The sequence below is a fragment of the Pseudomonas sp. R9.37 genome (assembly GCF_963878885.1).
Lineage (GTDB): Bacteria > Pseudomonadota > Gammaproteobacteria > Pseudomonadales > Pseudomonadaceae > Aquipseudomonas.
Genome location: NZ_CAWNZA010000043.1, coordinates 292,295 through 310,545, shown reverse-complemented (window position 1 = coordinate 310,545; position 18,251 = coordinate 292,295). Strand labels below are relative to the sequence as shown.

Genomic DNA, 18,251 nt, shown 5'->3' with positions numbered 1-18,251 from the left:
ACACCGCCCGTCCGCCATAACCCTCTACGGTTGAAATCCCTCCCGCCACCCCCATATGAGATTCCATCAGGGCATTTTCGCCCCGCTGCGTGGAGACTCTCCCCTTGACCACCATCGTTTCAGTACGTCGCCACGGCAAAGTCGTCATGGGCGGCGACGGCCAGGTTTCCCTTGGCAACACCGTGATGAAAGGCAACGCCAAAAAGGTGCGTCGTCTATACCACGGGCAGGTTCTCGCGGGCTTTGCCGGCGCTACCGCCGACGCCTTCACCCTCTTCGAGCGTTTCGAGGGCCAGCTGGAAAAACACCAGGGCCACCTCGTTCGCGCCGCGGTCGAACTCGCCAAAGAATGGCGTACCGATCGCTCCCTCAGCCGCCTGGAAGCTATGTTGGCCGTCGCCAACAAAGACGCGTCCTTGATCATCACCGGTAACGGCGATGTGGTTGAGCCTGAACATGGCCTGATCGCCATGGGTTCCGGCGGTGGTTATGCCCAAGCGGCGGCCAGCGCCTTGCTGAAGAAAACCGATCTGTCGGCCCGTGAAATCGTCGAGACTGCCTTGGGTATTGCCGGCGACATCTGCGTGTTCACCAACCACAACTTCACCATTGAGGAGCAGGACCTCGCCGAGTAAGCCGTAGGCTTATTCCCGCTTGAGGCCGCCAAACACTATGTCCATGACTCCCCGCGAAATCGTCCATGAACTTAATCGCCATATCATCGGCCAGGACGATGCCAAGCGCGCCGTTGCCATTGCGCTGCGTAACCGCTGGCGCCGGATGCAATTGCCGGAAGAATTGCGCGTTGAAGTAACGCCGAAGAACATCCTGATGATCGGCCCGACCGGCGTCGGTAAAACCGAAATCGCCCGGCGCCTGGCCAAATTGGCCAACGCCCCGTTCATCAAAGTCGAAGCCACCAAGTTCACCGAAGTGGGCTATGTGGGCCGCGACGTCGAGTCGATCATTCGTGACCTGGCCGACGCCGCACTGAAGTTGCTGCGCGAACAGGAAATGACCAAGGTCAGCCACCGCGCCGAAGACGCCGCCGAAGAACGCATCCTCGACGCCCTGCTGCCACCGGCGCGCATGGGCTTTAACGAAGATGCCGCGCCGTCGTCCGATTCCAATACCCGTCAGCTGTTCCGCAAGCGCCTGCGTGAAGGCCAGCTGGACGACAAGGAAATCGAGATCGAAGTCGCCGAAGTGTCTGGCGTGGATATTTCCGCACCGCCTGGCATGGAAGAAATGACCAGCCAGCTGCAGAACCTGTTCGCCAACATGGGCAAGGGCAAGAAGAAAAGCCGCAAGCTCAAGGTGAAAGAGGCGCTGAAACTGGTGCGCGACGAGGAAGCCGGGCGCCTGGTGAATGAAGAAGAACTCAAGGCCAAGGCGCTGGAAGCGGTCGAGCAGCACGGCATCGTGTTTATCGACGAGATCGACAAGGTGGCCAAGCGCGGTAACTCCGGTGGCGTCGACGTGTCCCGCGAAGGCGTACAGCGCGACCTGCTGCCGCTGATCGAAGGCTGCACCGTGAACACCAAGCTGGGCATGGTCAAGACCGACCACATCCTGTTTATCGCCTCCGGTGCGTTCCACCTGAGCAAACCAAGCGATCTGGTGCCGGAGCTGCAAGGCCGTCTGCCGATTCGTGTGGAACTCAAGGCGCTGACCCCAGGCGACTTCGAACGCATCCTCAGCGAGCCGCATGCGTCGCTTACCGAGCAGTACCGTGAGCTGCTGAAAACCGAAGGCTTGGCGATCGAGTTCCTGCCGGACGGTATCAAGCGCCTGGCGGAGATTGCCTGGCAGGTCAACGAGAAGACCGAAAACATCGGTGCGCGTCGCCTGCACACCTTGCTTGAGCGCCTGCTGGAGGAAGTGTCTTTCAGCGCCGGTGACATGGCCGGTGCGCAAAACGGCGAAGCGATCAAGATCGACGCCGACTACGTCAACAGCCACCTGGGCGAATTGGCGCAGAACGAAGACCTGTCTCGTTATATCCTGTAAGCCTCACTCAGGACCGCTTTGCTTTACTGTGGGAGCGGGCTTGCTCGCGAATGCGGTGTCTCAGTATCAGATCTGCTGACTGACACACCGCATTCGCGAGCAAGCCCGCTCCCACATTTTGAAGCCGGTTCCTTCAGGATGATCGCCATGACCAAATTCCCTACTGCTGTAAACCTGCACAAAACCTCCAACACCCTCAGCCTCACCTACGGGCCCGATGAGGCCTACCAGCTCAGCGCCGAGCTGCTGCGCACCCACTCGCCTTCCGCCGAGGTCCAGGGCCACGGCAAACCCATCCTGCAATTCGGCAAGATCAACGTCAGGCTGATCAAGATAGAACCGGCCGGTCAGTACGCACTGAAATTGACCTTCGACGACGGCCATGACAGCGGCCTGTTCACCTGGGATTACCTCTACCAGTTGGCCGTGCGCCAGGAAGCCCTGTGGGCCGACTATCTTGCTGAGCTCAAAGCAGCCGGTAAAACCCGCGACCCGAGCGAGTCGGTCGTACGGCTGATGCTCTAACTCAGGCGTCTTGCTCTTTAGAGGGCATTTTCTAATTTCATCTGCTTGAATGCCCTGTCGCGTGGTCAACGATTGGCCCGCTTGCGAAAAAAATTAAACTCGGGTAACCAATGGAACTGGCAAGTTCCCTGCATTTGACGATGCGGTATCAACGGTCACCCGAGTCGCAGTACCAGGCTGGTGTCGTGTATCGAAATTGGGTGCGCAGCAATCGCCGGTACTCGTCTTTCGGACAATGGAGCGTCGTAGATGAGTAACAAGAATAACGATGACTTGAAACGCCAGGCCTCTGAAAACACCCTGGGGCTGAACCCGATCATCGCGTTACGAAAAAAGGACTTATTAGCTTCGGCGAAGATGGTGCTGACCCAAGCCATCAAGCAACCGTTACACAGCGTCAAACACGTCGCGCATTTTGGTGTCGAGTTGAAGAACGTGATGTTCGGCAAATCCGCGCTGGTGCCCGAAGGCGATGACCGTCGCTTCAACGACCCGGCGTGGAGCCAGAACCCGCTCTACAAACGTTACCTGCAAACCTACCTGGCGTGGCGCAAGGAACTGCACGACTGGATCGGCGACAGCAACCTGTCGGAACAAGACATCAGCCGCGGCCACTTCGTGATCAACCTGATGACCGAAGCCATGGCCCCCACCAACAGCGCGGCCAACCCGGCGGCGGTCAAACGCTTCTTTGAAACCGGCGGCAAAAGCCTGCTCGATGGCTTGTCCCATCTGGCCAAGGACATGGTGCACAACGGCGGCATGCCGAGCCAGGTCAACATGGGTGCCTTCGAAGTGGGCAAGACGCTGGGCACCACCGAAGGCGCCGTGGTCTTTCGCAACGACGTGCTGGAGCTGATCCAGTACAAGCCGATCACCGAACAGGTGCACGAGCGCCCACTGCTGGTGGTGCCGCCGCAGATCAACAAATTCTATGTATTCGACCTGAGCCCGGAAAAGAGCCTGGCGCGCTTCTGCCTGCGTAATGGCCAGCAGACGTTTATCGTCAGCTGGCGCAACCCGACCAAGGCCCAGCGCGAGTGGGGCCTGTCGACCTATATCGAGGCGCTCAAGGAAGCGGTCGATGTGGTTACGGCGATTACCGGCAGCAAAGACATCAACATGCTCGGCGCCTGCTCCGGCGGTATCACCTGCACCGCGCTGCTGGGCCACTACGCGGCGCTGGGGGAGAAGAAGGTCAACGCCCTGACCTTGCTGGTGAGCGTGCTGGACACCACGCTGGACACCCAGGTAGCGCTGTTCGTCGACGAGCAGACCCTGGAGGCAGCCAAGCGCCACTCCTACCAGGCCGGTGTGCTGGAAGGCCGCGACATGGCCAAGGTGTTTGCCTGGATGCGCCCCAACGACCTGATCTGGAACTACTGGGTCAATAACTACCTGCTGGGCAACGAGCCGCCGGTGTTCGACATCCTCTTCTGGAACAACGACACCACGCGTTTACCGGCCGCCTTTCACGGTGATCTGATCGAGCTGTTCAAGAACAACCCGCTGGTGCGTGCCAACGCACTGGAAGTGTGCGGCACGCCGATCGACCTCAAGCAGGTTACCGCCGACATCTACTCACTGGCCGGCACCAACGACCACATCACGCCGTGGCAGTCCTGCTACAAGTCGGCGCAGCTGTTTGGCGGCAAGGTCGAGTTTGTGTTGTCCAGCAGTGGGCATATCCAGAGCATCCTCAACCCGCCGGGCAACCCCAAGGCGCGCTACCAGACCAGCGATGGCCTGGCGGGCAAGGCGCTGGAATGGCAGGAAAATGCGACCAAGCACACTGACTCGTGGTGGCTGCATTGGCAGGTGTGGCAGGCAGAGCGGGCAGGTAAGTTGAAGAAAGCACCTACGAGTCTGGGTAACAAAACCTATGCGGCCGCTGAGGCGGCGCCGGGCACATACGTTCACGAAAGGTAGGCTGGAATGGGATCAAATGTGGGAGCTGGCTTGCCTGCGATGGCATCCACTCGGTAGGCCTGATACACCGCAGCGCCTGCATCGCAGGCAAGCCAGCTCCCACATTGACCGTGTTCCCGCAGGGAAATAGCGCCATTTTGCAGGGTAAGCCCATGCCGCAACCGTTCATCTTCCGTACCATCGACCTGGATGGCCAGGCCATCCGCACGGCGGTACGCCCGGGCAAGCCTCACTTGACGCCGCTGCTGATTTTCAACGGCATCGGCGCCAACCTTGAGCTGGTGTTTCCGTTCGTCCAGGCGCTGGACCCGGACCTGGAAGTAATCGCCTTCGATGTACCGGGCGTCGGTGGTTCCTCGACGCCGAGTCGGCCCTATCGCTTTCCTGGCCTGGCCAAACTCACCGCGCGCATGCTCGATTACCTCGACTATGGCCAAGTGAATGCCGTGGGCGTGTCCTGGGGCGGCGCGCTCGCGCAGCAGTTCGCCTATGACTACCCGGAGCGCTGCAAAAAACTCATTCTCGCCGCCACCGCTGCCGGTGCGTTCATGGTGCCGGGCAAGCCCAAGGTGCTGTGGCTGATGGCGAGCCCACGGCGCTACATCCAACCGTCCCACGTGGTGCGCATTGCGCCGATGATTTATGGCGGCTCGTTCCGGCGCGACGCGAAACTGGCCGCCGAGCACGCGAGCAAAGTGCGCTCGGCCGGCAAGCTCGGCTATTACTGGCAGCTGTTCGCCGGGCTGGGCTGGACCAGCATTCACTGGCTGCACAAGATCCGCCAACCCACGCTGGTGCTGGCGGGTGACGACGACCCGCTGATTCCGCTGATCAATATGCGCATGCTCGCCTGGCGTATTCCCAACGCGCAGTTGCACATCATCGATGACGGTCACCTGTTCCTGATCACCCGGGCCGAAGCCGTGGCGCCGATCATCATGAAGTTTCTCGAAGAGGAGCGCCTGCGGGCCGTGATTCACCCGCGACCGGCCGTGTAAGGACCGCACTGCCGCGCAACTTGCCGAGAACCGACTATGGTTCTGAATTGGCGTGCCCGTTGTTGCCTTGACGAAGGAGTGTTGGCTCATGCGAGAAAGACCCGTGACGAACCCGGCGCCCACCCCTGCCGTGTTCATCAACGCGCAAAATGCAATCACCGGCCTGCGCGGTCGGGATTTGCTGGCGACCCTGCGCAGCGTCGCCGCCCACGGCTTGCGCAACCCGGTGCACACCGCGCGCCACGCCCTGGCGCTGGGTGGTCAGCTGGGCCGCGTGCTGCTGGGCGAAACCGTGCATGAGCCCAACCCCAACGACGCGCGCTTCATCGACCCGACCTGGAAGCTCAACCCGCTGTACCGCCGCAGCCTGCAAGCCTATTTGAGCTGGCAGAAACAGACCCGCCACTGGATCGACGACAGCAGTCTCAACACTGACGATCGCGCCCGCGCGCACTTTGCGTTCTCGCTGCTCAACGATGCGGTGTCGCCTTCCAACACCTTGCTCAACCCGCTGGCCGTCAAGGAACTGCTCAACTCCGGCGGCAACAGCGTGGTGCGTGGCGTGAGCAACCTGTTTGATGATCTGCTGCACAACAACGGCCTGCCCCGCCAGGTCAGCAAACACGCTTTCGAAGTCGGCAAGACGGTGGCGACCACCCCCGGCTCAGTGGTGTTTCGCAACGAACTGCTGGAGCTGATCCAGTACAAGCCCATGAGCGAAAAACAGTACGCCAAGCCGCTGCTGATCGTGCCGCCGCAAATCAACAAGTACTACATTTTTGACCTCAGCCCGGCCAACAGCTTTGTGCAGTACGCACTGAAAAACGGCCTGCAGACGTTTATGGTCAGCTGGCGCAACCCGGATGTGCGTCATCGTGAATGGGGCCTGTCCACCTACGTCGCCGCGCTGGAAGAAGCGCTGAACGTGTGCCGCGCGATCACCGGTGCCCGCGAAGTCAACCTGATGGGCGCCTGCGCGGGTGGCCTGACCATCGCCGCACTGCAAGGCCATCTGCAAGCCAAGCGCCAGTTGCGGCGTATCTCCAGCGCCAGCTACCTGGTGAGCCTGCTGGACAGCCAGATCGACAGTCCCGCCACCCTGTTCGCCGATGAACAAACCCTGGAAGCCGCCAAGCGCCGTTCCTACCAGCAAGGCGTGCTCGACGGCCGCGACATGGCCAAGGTGTTTGCCTGGATGCGTCCCAACGACCTGATCTGGAACTACTGGATCAACAATTACCTGCTGGGCAAGGAGCCGCCGGCGTTCGATATCCTGTACTGGAACAACGACAACACGCGCCTGCCTGCCGCGCTGCATGGCGACTTGCTGGACTTCTTCAAGCACAACCCGTTGAGCCATCCCGGTGGCCTGGAAGTGTGCGGCACGCCTATCGACTTGCAGAAGGTCACGGTGGACAGCTTCAGCGTGGCTGGCATCAACGACCACATCACGCCGTGGGATGCGGTATATCGCTCCACGCAATTGCTGGGCGGTGAGCGGCGCTTCGTGCTGTCCAGCAGCGGGCATGTGCAGAGCATCCTCAACCCGCCGGGGAACCCCAAGGCCAATTACGTCGAAAACCTCAAGCTGAGCAGTGACCCGCGTGCCTGGTACTACGACGCCCACCACGTCGAAGGCAGCTGGTGGCCGCAGTGGCTGGAGTGGATTCAACAACGCTCCGGCGTGCAGCGCGAAACCCTGACCGCCCTGGGCAACCAGAATTACCCACCGATGGAAGCGGCGCCGGGCACTTACGTGCGTGTGCGCTGAGCTCAACGATCACATTAAGAAGACTGGATGAAGACCCGCGACCGTATCCTTGAATGTGCCTTGCAGTTGTTCAACCACAAGGGCGAACCGAACGTGTCGACCATGGAGGTAGCCAATGAAATGGGGATCAGCCCCGGCAACCTCTACTACCACTTCCATGGCAAGGAGCCGTTGGTGCTTGGGCTGTTCGAGCGCTTTCAGAATGAACTGGCGCCGCTGCTTGACCCGCCGGCGGATGCGCAACTCAGGGCCGAGGATTACTGGCTGTTCCTGCACCTGATCGTCGAGCGCATGGCCCATTACCGGTTCCTGTTTCAGGACCTGTCAAACCTGGCGGGGCGCCTGCCAAAGCTGGCCAAGGGCATTCGCACCTTGCTCACGGCGCTCAAGCGCACGCTGGCCTCATTGCTTGCGCGTTTGAAGGCGGCGGGGCAGTTGGTCAGTGATACCCAGGCACTGGGCCAATTGGTGGAGCAGATCACCCTGACGCTGCTGTTTTCGCTGGACTACCAGCGCATCCTCGACCGAGAAGGCGAAGTGCGCGTGGTGGTGTACCAGATCATGATGCTGGTGGCGCCGCATCTGTTGCTGCCGGCGCGACAGGCGACCGAAAAATTCGCCCTCAAGTACCTGGATGACATGGATTGAACCTGTGGGAGCGGGCTTGCCCGCGATAGCGCCAGATCAGTTGGCACCTATGTCATCGATACACCGCAATCGCGGGCAAGCCCGCTCCCACAGTGGACATGAGGGGGTCATAAGATCGCCAATAAAAAACGCCCGACCTTCACAGGCCGGGCGTTTTTTGTGCCCTGAAAAAATCAGGACTGACTGGATGGCGTCGGGGTTGCCGGCGATGCAGTCGGGGCAGTAGCAGCGTGCGTCGGTGCGGACACCGAGTTGGCTGTCGAAGCGGTAGGCGCCGGCGTTGCAGGCTTGGCCGCAACCGCTGGTTTTTTCGCTGCAGCAGGCTTCTTGGCGGCGGCTGGTTTTGCCGCTGGCTTGGCAGCCACAGCTTTGGCAGCCGGTTTTGCCGCGGCTGGCTTGGCCGCAGATTTCGCCGCAGGCTTGGCAGCCGGTTTTGCAGCAGCCGTTTTAACCGCAGGTTTCGCGGCCGCCTTGGCAGCAGGTTTAGCCGCTGGCTTGGCAGCTGCTTTAGCGGCCACGGGTTTAGCAGCAGACTTGGCGGCAGGTTTGGCAGCGGCTGTTTTAGCGGCAGGCTTGGCAGCCGGTTTAGCCGACGATTTGGCCGGAGCCTTCGCCGCAGGTTTGGCAGCGGTTTTTGCCGCCGCTTTAACCAGAGGCTTGGCTGCAGTTTTCGCAGCAGGTTTTGCCGCAGCCGTTTTAGCGGCAGGCTTGGCAGCTGGTTTGGCCGCTGCGGTTTTAGCCGGAGCCACTTTTGCGCCCGTGAGTTTTTCGATTTGACGGGTCAGCGTATCGACCTTGCCGTGCAGCGTCTTCAGCTCAGCTTTGCTCGGCACGCCCAGTCGCGAAATGGCACTGTTAAGGCGCTTGTCGAAAGTTTCTTCCAACTTGCCCCACGTGTCAGAAATGCTCGACTTGGCAGAACCCGCACTCGCCTTTGCCGCTTCTACTTTTTTACCGACTGTAGTCTTGGTCAACTTCTCGGCCTTTTCGCCGTCCTTGACCAAAGTCTCGAAGTACTTACCGCCGTCACTGCTAACCTTCGAGTACACGCCTAAACCAGCAAGCCAGATCTTACGGGAATATTTTTCAACTTCCCCGATCCACGAGCTGCCTTCTTTCTGAGTAGTCTTTTTAACAGCCATCCCGATGTCTCCTTAGTGTTTACGCGCGACACGTTCTAGCAATGCCGTCAGCTCTTCGAGCTTAGCAGAGAGTGTCTCAACGTCATGTTTAGACGCAATGCCGATCCGATTCAAGGCACTGGCAACACGCGTGTCAAAAGCTTTTTCAACTTTATCCAGTTGAACTTCAACCACACCTTTGACGCTTGAGACATTACTCTTTACTTGATCAATCTGACTGTTGGCAGCATCAAGTTGTTCAACGACAACTTTTTTACCTTTACTTTCAACATGTTGACCAGTCTTAACCAGCTCTTTGAAGTACTCGCTGCCTTCACTGCCGACCTTGGCGTAGGCACCAAGACCTGCCAGCCAGATCTTGCGGGCGTAGCTTTTAACGTCACTCAGGGCGGTGGTCTGAATGTCGATTTTTTTCTTCAAAATAACTTTGGCCATGGTGCACCTCACGCAAATTAGGGTCGAGGAACGGCCCACAGGAGTTGAGGGCTTGGGCACAAAGTAGGGTGAAAAATTAGAATCGGCACCCTAAGCGCACTCGAATCAGGCCAACGCCTTATCCACGGCTTTCTCGATTTCGGATTTGATAGTGCCACTCATGGCCGACATCAACAGGCCCAGTTCCACATCAATGCGCAGCGAATCATCCGCCACAAGTACCGTGCCTTTAACCCCGGACCGTTTGAGCATCAGGGTGTCGCCGGACCACGTGGGCTCGAGGCCATATTGCTCTTTGAGTTTGTGCGCCAACTTCTCGGCCTTCGCCCGCGCGCCTTCTTTACCCAGGGAATGTGCACGCTCTACGGTAATACGGGCCATTGCAATGACTCCTCTTTATAACGACTCAGAACACCTGCCATGCGGCAAAAGGTCTCGGTGACCGTCTATCTTACCTTCAGCCTTGCCAAGACAAAGCAAGCCTTGGGGATTATCATGTCCCGCATTCTCTTTTGGTGACAGCGATATGACTGATCAGCGCAAAGGCAGCGATGCCGAACCCACCACTCACTTCGGCTTCAAGAACGTTCCGGAAAGCCAGAAAGCGGAAAAAGTCGCTGAGGTGTTCCACTCCGTAGCCGCCAAGTACGACCTGATGAACGACGTGCTGTCGGGCGGCATGCACCGCCTGTGGAAGCGCTTCACTATCGAGTTGTCGGGTGTACGCACCGGCAACCGCGTGCTGGACATCGCCGGCGGTACGGGCGACCTGGCGGCCAAGTTCTCCAAGCTGGTTGGCCCTACCGGCCAAGTAGTGCTGGCGGATATCAACGGTTCGATGCTCAAGGTTGGCCGTGATCGCCTGCTGGATAAAGGCGTGGCCGGCAACATCGAATTCGTCCAGGCCGACGCTGAAAAGCTGCCGTTCCCGGATAACCATTTCGACTGCGTGACCATCGCCTTCGGCCTGCGCAACGTAACGCACAAAGAAGACGCTATCCGCTCGATGCTGCGTGTGCTCAAGCCAGGTGGCCGCCTGCTGGTGCTGGAGTTCTCCAAGCCGACCAACGCGTTGATGTCCAAGGTCTACGACACCTACTCGTTCGCCTTCATGCCGTTGATGGGCAAGCTGATCACCAATGACGCCGAGAGCTACCGTTACCTGGCCGAATCGATCCGCATGCACCCCGACCAGGAGACCCTGAAGTCGATGATGGTAGACGCCGGCTTCGACCGCGTGACCTACCACAACATGACCTCGGGCATCGTCGCCCTGCACCGCGGCATCAAACCCTGATGCTGTTCGCAGGCCTTCTCGCCAGCGTTGAACACGGCCTCAATCGTGTTCTGCGCCTGGACAGCACCGCCCTGGCGCGGCTCGCGCACTTGAACGGCAAAGTCATTGCCGTCGACTGCACGAGCCCCGCCTTGCAGCTGTTTATCCTGCCCAGCGATGAAGGCGTGCTGCTCGCCAGCCAATGGGCCGCCGAAGCCGACTGCACCCTGCGCGCACCGGCGTCGAGCCTGTTGCACCTGGCACTGAGCCGCAACAAGACCGCCATCCTCCACGGCCCCGACGTGGAACTGGAGGGCGACAGCGCGGTGCTGATGGACCTGGCGGCCGTGCTGCAAGACCTGGAACTGGACTGGGAATACGAGCTGTCCCGCTGGATCGGCCCCGTCGCCACCCAGTTGATCAGCGGGCACCTGCGCAGCCGCTCGCGCTGGTACCAGCAAGGGTTCGCCGCCCTCAACCAGAACCTTGCCGAATACCTGAGCGAAGAATCGCGCACCCTGGTCGGGGAACGGGAAGCGCAAGCGCGCTTTCGCGAACTCGACAAGGCCAAAATCGACCTGGAACGCCTCGAGGCGCGCGTTGAGCGCCTGAGCCGTTCCCTTGATCCAAGCGATAACGCATGAAGCTGCTCGCCGTCCGCCGTCTGTTTCGTATCCAGCGCGTCGTAATCCGCTACCGCCTCGATGACCTGCTGTTCGCCCTGCCCTTGCCGTGGTTTCTGCTGGCGGTGCGCTATGTACTGCCGTGGCGCTGGTTCCCGCGCAAACCGCTGGAGCTGAGCCGCGGCGCGCGCCTGCGCCTGGCGTTGCAGGATTTGGGGCCGATTTTTATCAAGTTCGGGCAGATCCTCTCCACCCGCCGCGACCTGTTGCCCGAAGACATCGCCGATGAGTTGATGCTGCTGCAGGACCGCGTGCCGCCGTTTGATTCCCAACAGTCGATGAAGCTGATCGAAGAGCAGTTGGGCAAGAAGATCAGCGACGTATTCAGCCGTTTCGACGTCGACCCGCTGGCCTCGGCCTCGGTCGCACAAGTGCACGCCGCGCAGCTCAAGACTGGCGAAGAAGTGGTGGTGAAGGTGATTCGCCCCGGCCTCAAGCCGATCATCGGCCAGGACCTGGCGTGGCTGTTCATTCTTGCGCGCGCCGCCGAGCGCTTCTCCGCCGACGCGCGCCTGCTGCACCCGGTGGACGTGGTCGCCGATTACGAAAAAACCATCTACGACGAACTCGACCTGCTGCGCGAGGCCGCCAACGCCAGCCAGCTCAAGCGCAACTTCGAAGGCTCGCAGCTGCTGTACGTGCCGCAAGTGTATTGGGACTGGTGCCGCCCCAAAGTGCTGGTGATGGAGCGCATCTACGGCGTGCAGGTCACCGACCTCGCCACCCTGGCCGACCAGCGCACCGACATGAAAATGCTCGCCGAGCGCGGCGTGGAGATCTTCTTCACCCAGGTATTCCGCGACAGTTTCTTCCACGCCGACATGCACCCGGGCAACATCTTCGTCAGCACCGTCAACCCGTGGAGCCCGCAGTACATTGCGATCGACTGCGGCATCGTCGGCAGCCTGACCCCGGAAGACCAGGACTACCTGGCGCGCAACCTGTTCGCCTTCTTCAAGCGTGACTACCGCCGCGTGGCGCAACTGCACATCGATTCGGGTTGGGTGCCGGCAGAAACCAAGCTCAACGAATTCGAAGCGGCCATCCGCACCGTGTGCGAACCGATCTTTGAAAAACCGTTAAAAGATATTTCATTCGGCCAGGTACTGATGCGCCTGTTCCAGACCGCGCGGCGCTTCAATATGGAAGTGCAGCCGCAGCTTGTTCTTTTGCAGAAAACTCTGCTCAACATCGAAGGCCTGGGCCGTCAGCTGTACCCGGACCTCGACCTGTGGAACACCGCGCAGCCGTTCCTGGAGCGCTGGATGCGTGAGCGGGTCAGCCCGAAAACCTTGCTGGGCAACCTGCAAAGCCAGGTCGAGCAGCTGCCGCACCTGGCCAACATGACGCGCGACCTGCTGGAGCGCATGTCCCAGCCCCATGCCAAAGACCCCGCGCCGCCCTGGCAGAAGCGCAAGGACGATTGGTTCCTGCGCCTGCTGGGCGCCGCGCACCTGGTGGGCGGCGTGATGCTGGCCATCGGTGGGCCGTTGAACCAACTGGGCCACTGGCCGGCCGGCATCATGGTCGCCGTGGGTGTTTATCTGATCGTGCGCCGATAGCCGATCCGGTTATACACTGTCGCAAATTGCCGGAGCGGAACATGAAAGACTGGCTGGACGAGATCAAATGGGACAGTGACGGCCTGGTGCCGGCCATTGCCCAGGACCACAAGACCGGGCGCGTGCTGATGATGGCCTGGATGAACCGTGAGGCCCTGAGCCTCACTGCCACTGAGCAGCGCGCCATTTACTGGTCACGTTCGCGTGGCAAACTGTGGCGCAAGGGCGAAGAGTCCGGGCACGTGCAAACCCTGCACGAGATGCGCATCGACTGCGACGCCGACGTGGTGATCCTCAAAGTCGAGCAGATCGGCGACATCGCCTGCCACACCGGCCGTCACAGCTGCTTCTATCGCGTGTTCGAGAATGGCGAATGGAAGGTGGTCGAACCGGTGCTCAAAGACCCGCACGCCATTTACTCGGCAGGACACTAGACATGAGCGATACCCTCAACCGCGTGGCCCAGGTGCTGGAAGACCGCAAAGGCGCAGACGCCGACAGCTCCTATGTCGCCAGCCTGTACCACAAGGGTTTGAACAAGATTCTGGAAAAACTCGGCGAGGAATCCGTCGAAACCATCATTGCTGCCAAAGACGCACAGATCAGCGGCGACTGCAGCGATGTCATCTACGAAACCGCTGACCTATGGTTCCACAGCCTGGTCATGCTCGCCCAACTGGGGCAGCATCCACAGGCCGTGCTGGACGAACTGGACCGTCGCTTCGGCTTGTCCGGGCACGCCGAAAAGGCCTCGCGCCCGTCCGCCTGAATAACTTTTACAGAGGAATTGCAGCATGGGCATTTTTGACTGGAAACACTGGATCGTCATTCTGGTGGTGGTGGTACTGGTGTTCGGCACCAAGAAACTCAAAAACCTGGGCACCGACGTGGGCGAGTCGATCAAGGGCTTTCGCAAAGCCATGAACGATGACGAAAAGCCAGCCGACCCCGTGGTCAACCCTGTCGTTAACCCAGCGCCGCCGGTCCAGCCTGTGCACCCGCAGGCCACCCAGCCCATCACCGAGCGTCGTACCTTCGACGTGCAGGCTGAAAAAGTCCAAGAGCCGACCCGCAAAGACTCGTGAGCACTGACTAATGTTTGGTATCAGCTTCTCTGAACTGCTCCTCGTCGGCCTCGTCGCCCTGCTGGTATTGGGGCCGGAACGCCTGCCCGGTGCCGCGCGCACGGCCGGCCTATGGATCGGGCGCCTGAAACGCAGTTTCAACGCCATCAAACAGGAAGTTGAACGGGAAATCGGCGCCGACGAGATTCGCCGCCAACTGCACAACGAACATATCCTTTCGCTGGAGCAGGAAGCGCGCAAGATTCTGTCGCCGGTCAATGAGCCGAGCAAACCGGCAGAGCCTGTGGCCGAGCACAGCATCGCGCCGCCGCCTGTGGCCGAAGCTGCACCGGTGCTCGAACACACCCCGGCACCTACCGCACCTGCCCCGACAGCGCCAGCGCCGACGCCCGTTGCGTCGCCCGCTCCCCATGACCCTACATTGCCGCCGCGAGCCCCATGAGCGCTGATAAACCGGAAAACGACCAGCACATGCCGCTGGTCTCGCACCTCACCGAGCTGCGTACCCGCCTGCTGCGTTGCGTAGCGGCCATCTTCATCATCTTTGCCGGGCTGTTCGCCTTCACCCAGCAGATCTACACCTTCGTTTCGACACCGCTGCGCCAGTACCTGCCGGCCGGCGCAACGATGATCGCCACCGACGTGTCGTCACCGTTCCTGACGCCGTTGAAGCTGACCATGATGGTTTCGCTGTTCCTGGCGATTCCGGTGATCCTGCATCAGATCTGGGGCTTTATCGCGCCGGGCCTGTACAAGCATGAGAAGCGCATCGCAGTGCCATTGCTGGTGTCGAGCATCCTGCTGTTCTACACCGGCATGGCCTTCGCCTATTTCCTGGTGTTCCCGCTGATCTTCAAGTTCTTCGCCGCCGCCACCCCGGCCGGCGTGGAGATGATGACCGACATCACCAGTTACCTCGACTTCGTGATGACGCTGTTCTTCGCCTTTGGCGTGGCCTTCGAAATCCCGGTCGCCGTGGTGCTGCTGGTATGGATCGGCGTGGTTGACGTCAAGTACCTGAAGAAAGTGCGCCCGTACGTGATCATCGGTTGCTTTGTGGTGGGCATGATCCTGACGCCACCGGACATCTTCTCGCAGACCCTGTTGGCTGTGCCGATGTGGATGCTGTTCGAGATCGGCATCCTGTTTGGCAGTTTGATCAGCAAGCGTGGCGAGCACCCGGATGACCAACCCGCCGACGACGATCAGCCGCCAGCGACCCAGCCGTGAACCTGCTGCTGCTTGAGGAGGCCGACTTTATCGCGGCCGACCGGGTGATCCTGCGTGATCGCCGCCTGGTGCATATGCAGGACGTCCACCGCGCTGCGGTGGGCGACAACCTGCGTGTGGGGCGCATTGGCGGGCTGATGGGCAATGCCCAACTGCTGCGCCTGGAACCCGGCGAAGCCGAGCTGCAAGTCAGCTTCGACCTGCAGCCGCCGGCCAAACTGCCGCTGACCCTGCTGCTGGCCCTGCCGCGCCCGAAGATGCTGCGCCGGGTGTTGCAAACCGTTGCAGCCATGGGCGTGCCCAAAGTGGTGCTGCTCAACAGCTACCGCGTGGAGAAGAGCTTCTGGCAAACCCCGTTCCTTGAGCCCGAGGCGATTCGCGAGCAGCTGGTTCTGGGTCTGGAGCAGGCGCGCGATACGGTGCTGCCCGAGATCGTTATCGAAAAGCGCTTCAAGCCGTTCGTCGAAGATCGCCTGCCGGCCATGAACGCAGGCACCCTCGGCCTGATCGGCCACCCCGGCGACTACCCGGCCTGCCCGCGGGCGCTGGATGAGCCGGTAACGCTGGCCATCGGCCCGGAAGGTGGCTGGATACCCTACGAAGTGGACCTGCTGACCAAAGCCGGCCTGCAACCCGTGCAGCTTGGTGCGCGAATCCTGCGCGTAGAAACCGCCGTCACCGCCCTGCTCGCCCGCCTGTTCTAAACCTCACCGCCCGCCAACAACACTGCCATCGGTAGCAGCGCGCCTGTTGTGGCGAGCGGGCTTGCCCCGCGTTGGGGCGCGAAGCGATCCCAAAACGGTCAGCTCGTTATGCCTGACAGACGCGGTGTTGCTCTGACTGGGGCTGCTGCGCAGCCCAACGCGGGGCAAGCCCGCTCGCCACAACAAGCCAGCGGGCCACGACCTGCCCGCCCAGCACACCAAGCCTGCCCGCCTCAAGACGCGCCACATGATCCATCGCGCCTACAGAATAATCCTGCCCAGCCGATAGCCTCTGAATAAGTCCAAGCCTTGTTCAAAGGGAGTTCGCAGCATGTATCGTTGGTTAGCCGAAAAACTGGGGAATGTGAGCGTCAACCGCAAGCTGAGCATTGGCTTTGGCTTGGTGTTAGTCCTGACGTTGTTGACCACCTTCACCGGCTGGACCGGCCTGGGCGATGTGATCAGTCGCGGTGACAAACTGGGCTTTATCTCCAGCCTCAACGGCCTGACCAAAGACCTGCGTCTGGCGCGCCTGGACTTTGAAATGCGTCGCGGCGAGCAAGGCACGGATGCGGTCAACAGCCTGCTCACCCAGCTGGACAACGGCCTTAAAACTGCACAAACCCTGATCGAGCAACCCGACGACAAGGCCCTGGTGGAGCAACAACAGGAGGCCTTGAACCAATACAAAAAAGCCTTCGCCACCCTGGTCCAGGCCGGTCTGAAGCGCGAAGGCGCGCGCAGCAAGCTCGGCGACACCGCCGACAACGCCGTGGCCAAGACCAATGAGGTCGAGAAGGCAATGCTGCAAGGTGACAGCGTCACCCAGTTCAACAGCGTGGTCGACTTGAGCAAGCTGATCCAGCAATCACGCTTCCAGGTGCGCGGCTACACCTACAGCGCCAAGGCGGAAGCCGAGCAGCCGGCCCTGGATGCCATCGACAACGCCCTCAAGAAAATCACCGACCTGCAAGGCCAATTGCCTGCCCAGTATCAGGCCAACCTGCAAGAAGCCGGCGTGTCGCTGCAAGCCTATCGCGCCGCCGTCAGCCAGTACCGCGATTCCCAGGTCGCCAGCGCTGCGGCGCTGAAAATCATGACCGAGCAAGGCGATATCCTGCTGGGCCACAGCGAAAAACTCACCCTCTCGCAAACCGCAGTACGCGATGCCGACGCGGCGCAAGCCAAACAGCTGTTGCTGCTGGCCACCGTACTGGCGCTGATCTTCGGCATGGTCGCCGCCTGGGCCATCACGCGCCAAATCGTCATTCCGTTGAACCAGACCCTAAAAGTCGCTGAGCAAGTCGCCTCCGGCGACCTGAGCCACAACCTCAACTCTGCGCGCCAGGATGAGTTGGGGCAGCTGCAACGCGCCATGCAAAGCATGACCGTCGGCCTGCGCGAGTTGATCGGCGGCATCAGCGATGGCGTCACTCAGATCGCCAGCGCCGCCGAGCAACTGTCGGCCGTCACCGAGCAGACCAGCGCGGGGGTCAATAGCCAGAAGGTCGAGACCGACCAGGTGGCCACTGCCATGAATGAGATGGCAGCCACCGTGCAGGAAGTAGCGCGTAACGCCGAAGAAGCCTCTGAAGCCGCCGTGGCCGCTGACCAGCAGGCCCGCGAAGGTGACAAAGTCGTGGGTGAGGCCATCGCCCAGATCGAGCGCCTGGCCATTGAGGTGGGCAACTCCACCGAAGCCATGGGCCATCTGAAGCGCGAGAGCGACAAGATCGGCAGCGTGCTCGACGTGATCAAGTCGGTGGCCCAGCAAACCAACCTGCTGGCGCTTAACGCCGCGATCGAGGCCGCGCGTGCCGGTGAAGCCGGACGTGGCTTTGCCGTGGTCGCCGATGAGGTGCGCAGCCTGGCCCAGCGTACTCAGAAGTCCACTGAAGAGATCGAAGAGCTGATCGTAGGCCTGCAAAGCGGCACCCAGCAGGTGGCAACCATCATGGACAACAGCCGTGGCCTCACCGACAGCAGTGTCGAGCTGACCCGTCGGGCCGGCAACGCGCTGGGCAATATCACCCGCACGGTCTCGACCATCCAGGCGATGAACTCGCAGATCGCCACCGCCGCCGAGCAGCAGAGTGCCGTGGCCGAAGAGATCAACCGCAGCGTGCTGAATGTACGCGATGTGTCTGAACAGACCTCTTCGGCCAGTGAGGAAACCGCCGCCTCCAGTGCCGAACTGGCGCGCCTGGGGATTTACCTGCAAACCCTGGTTGGCCGCTTCCGCATCTGAGCCGC

At 60.8% G+C, this 18,251-nt stretch carries 20 protein-coding genes; 17 read left to right on the top strand and 3 right to left on the bottom strand.

Annotated elements, in window-relative coordinates; all coding sequences use genetic code 11:
* The first annotated feature begins 104 nt into the window (after window positions 1-104).
* The 7 genes from hslV (at window position 105) to AACU78_RS20470 (ending at window position 7,881) form a co-directional block, all read left to right on the top strand.
* The gene (gene hslV / locus AACU78_RS20500) at window positions 105-635 is read left to right on the top strand and encodes an ATP-dependent protease subunit HslV (RefSeq protein WP_010563201.1); all 531 of its coding nucleotides are present in this window, start codon (window positions 105-107) and stop codon (window positions 633-635) included.
* 37 nt (window positions 636-672) lie between these two features.
* On the top strand, window positions 673-2,010 hold the full coding sequence (gene hslU, locus AACU78_RS20495; protein ID WP_076018085.1) for an ATP-dependent protease ATPase subunit HslU: 1,338 nt from the start codon (window positions 673-675) through the stop codon (window positions 2,008-2,010).
* Window positions 2,011-2,157: 147 nt separating this feature from the next.
* Window positions 2,158-2,535: a gamma-butyrobetaine hydroxylase-like domain-containing protein gene (locus tag AACU78_RS20490; RefSeq protein WP_106577522.1), complete on the top strand. Its 378-nt coding sequence runs from the start codon at window positions 2,158-2,160 to the stop codon at window positions 2,533-2,535.
* Window positions 2,536-2,784: 249 nt separating this feature from the next.
* A complete protein-coding gene (gene phaC, locus AACU78_RS20485; RefSeq protein ID WP_106577521.1) occupies window positions 2,785-4,464 on the top strand; it encodes a class II poly(R)-hydroxyalkanoic acid synthase in 1,680 nt (559 codons plus the stop codon).
* 152 nt (window positions 4,465-4,616) lie between these two features.
* The gene (gene phaZ / locus AACU78_RS20480) at window positions 4,617-5,462 is read left to right on the top strand and encodes a poly(3-hydroxyalkanoate) depolymerase (RefSeq protein WP_106577519.1); all 846 of its coding nucleotides are present in this window, start codon (window positions 4,617-4,619) and stop codon (window positions 5,460-5,462) included.
* Between the two features lie 88 nt (window positions 5,463-5,550).
* Window positions 5,551-7,233 (top strand): class II poly(R)-hydroxyalkanoic acid synthase, encoded by a 1,683-nt coding sequence (phaC, locus tag AACU78_RS20475; RefSeq protein WP_106577518.1) that lies wholly within the window; start codon window positions 5,551-5,553, stop codon window positions 7,231-7,233.
* A 27-nt stretch (window positions 7,234-7,260) separates the two neighbouring features.
* Entirely contained in the window at window positions 7,261-7,881 is a 621-nt protein-coding gene (locus AACU78_RS20470) for a TetR/AcrR family transcriptional regulator (RefSeq protein ID WP_106577517.1), read from the top strand.
* 173 nt (window positions 7,882-8,054) lie between these two features.
* On the opposite strand, the gene AACU78_RS20465 is transcribed toward AACU78_RS20470, so the two are convergent.
* The 3 genes from AACU78_RS20465 to AACU78_RS20455 all read right to left on the bottom strand — a co-directional run bounded on the left by AACU78_RS20465 (window position 8,055) and on the right by AACU78_RS20455 (window position 9,839).
* Window positions 8,055-9,023 carry a phasin family protein gene (locus AACU78_RS20465; protein ID WP_106577516.1) on the bottom strand — a complete coding sequence of 323 codons (969 nt, stop codon included), beginning with the start codon at window positions 9,021-9,023 and terminating at the stop codon, window positions 8,055-8,057.
* 12 nt (window positions 9,024-9,035) lie between these two features.
* Window positions 9,036-9,458, bottom strand: a complete 423-nt coding sequence (locus AACU78_RS20460; RefSeq protein WP_106577515.1) for a phasin family protein — start codon at window positions 9,456-9,458, stop codon at window positions 9,036-9,038.
* 105 nt (window positions 9,459-9,563) lie between these two features.
* Window positions 9,564-9,839 (bottom strand): polyhydroxyalkanoic acid system family protein, encoded by a 276-nt coding sequence (locus AACU78_RS20455; RefSeq protein ID WP_106577514.1) that lies wholly within the window; start codon window positions 9,837-9,839, stop codon window positions 9,564-9,566.
* 145 nt (window positions 9,840-9,984) lie between these two features.
* Between AACU78_RS20455 and ubiE the strand changes: the two genes are divergently transcribed.
* The 10 genes from ubiE (at window position 9,985) to AACU78_RS20405 (ending at window position 18,246) form a co-directional block, all read left to right on the top strand.
* The gene (ubiE, locus tag AACU78_RS20450; protein WP_106577513.1) at window positions 9,985-10,755 is read left to right on the top strand and encodes a bifunctional demethylmenaquinone methyltransferase/2-methoxy-6-polyprenyl-1,4-benzoquinol methylase UbiE; all 771 of its coding nucleotides are present in this window, start codon (window positions 9,985-9,987) and stop codon (window positions 10,753-10,755) included.
* The gene (locus AACU78_RS20445) at window positions 10,755-11,378 is read left to right on the top strand and encodes a ubiquinone biosynthesis accessory factor UbiJ (RefSeq protein WP_106577512.1); all 624 of its coding nucleotides are present in this window, start codon (window positions 10,755-10,757) and stop codon (window positions 11,376-11,378) included. Before ubiE ends, AACU78_RS20445 begins: the two co-directional genes overlap by 1 nt.
* Window positions 11,375-12,979: a ubiquinone biosynthesis regulatory protein kinase UbiB gene (ubiB, locus tag AACU78_RS20440; RefSeq protein WP_106577511.1), complete on the top strand. Its 1,605-nt coding sequence runs from the start codon at window positions 11,375-11,377 to the stop codon at window positions 12,977-12,979. The genes AACU78_RS20445 and ubiB overlap by 4 nt, the downstream gene beginning before the upstream one ends.
* 41 nt (window positions 12,980-13,020) lie before the next feature.
* Window positions 13,021-13,413, top strand: coding sequence for a phosphoribosyl-AMP cyclohydrolase (gene hisI, locus AACU78_RS20435; protein WP_106577510.1), 393 nt, complete (start codon window positions 13,021-13,023; stop codon window positions 13,411-13,413).
* A 2-nt stretch (window positions 13,414-13,415) separates the two neighbouring features.
* The gene (locus tag AACU78_RS20430; RefSeq protein ID WP_003209299.1) at window positions 13,416-13,748 is read left to right on the top strand and encodes a phosphoribosyl-ATP diphosphatase; all 333 of its coding nucleotides are present in this window, start codon (window positions 13,416-13,418) and stop codon (window positions 13,746-13,748) included.
* A gap of 25 nt (window positions 13,749-13,773) precedes the next feature.
* The gene (locus AACU78_RS20425; protein WP_106577509.1) at window positions 13,774-14,064 is read left to right on the top strand and encodes a twin-arginine translocase TatA/TatE family subunit; all 291 of its coding nucleotides are present in this window, start codon (window positions 13,774-13,776) and stop codon (window positions 14,062-14,064) included.
* Window positions 14,065-14,074: 10 nt separating this feature from the next.
* A complete protein-coding gene (tatB, locus tag AACU78_RS20420) occupies window positions 14,075-14,506 on the top strand; it encodes a Sec-independent protein translocase protein TatB (protein ID WP_106577508.1) in 432 nt (143 codons plus the stop codon).
* Window positions 14,503-15,294, top strand: coding sequence for a twin-arginine translocase subunit TatC (tatC, locus tag AACU78_RS20415; RefSeq protein ID WP_106577507.1), 792 nt, complete (start codon window positions 14,503-14,505; stop codon window positions 15,292-15,294). The genes tatB and tatC overlap by 4 nt, the downstream gene beginning before the upstream one ends.
* Window positions 15,291-15,998 carry a 16S rRNA (uracil(1498)-N(3))-methyltransferase gene (locus tag AACU78_RS20410; RefSeq protein ID WP_106577506.1) on the top strand — a complete coding sequence of 236 codons (708 nt, stop codon included), beginning with the start codon at window positions 15,291-15,293 and terminating at the stop codon, window positions 15,996-15,998. Before tatC ends, AACU78_RS20410 begins: the two co-directional genes overlap by 4 nt.
* A 331-nt stretch (window positions 15,999-16,329) precedes the next feature.
* Entirely contained in the window at window positions 16,330-18,246 is a 1,917-nt protein-coding gene (locus AACU78_RS20405; RefSeq protein WP_106577505.1) for a methyl-accepting chemotaxis protein, read from the top strand.
* Window positions 18,247-18,251: the final 5 nt, after the last annotated feature.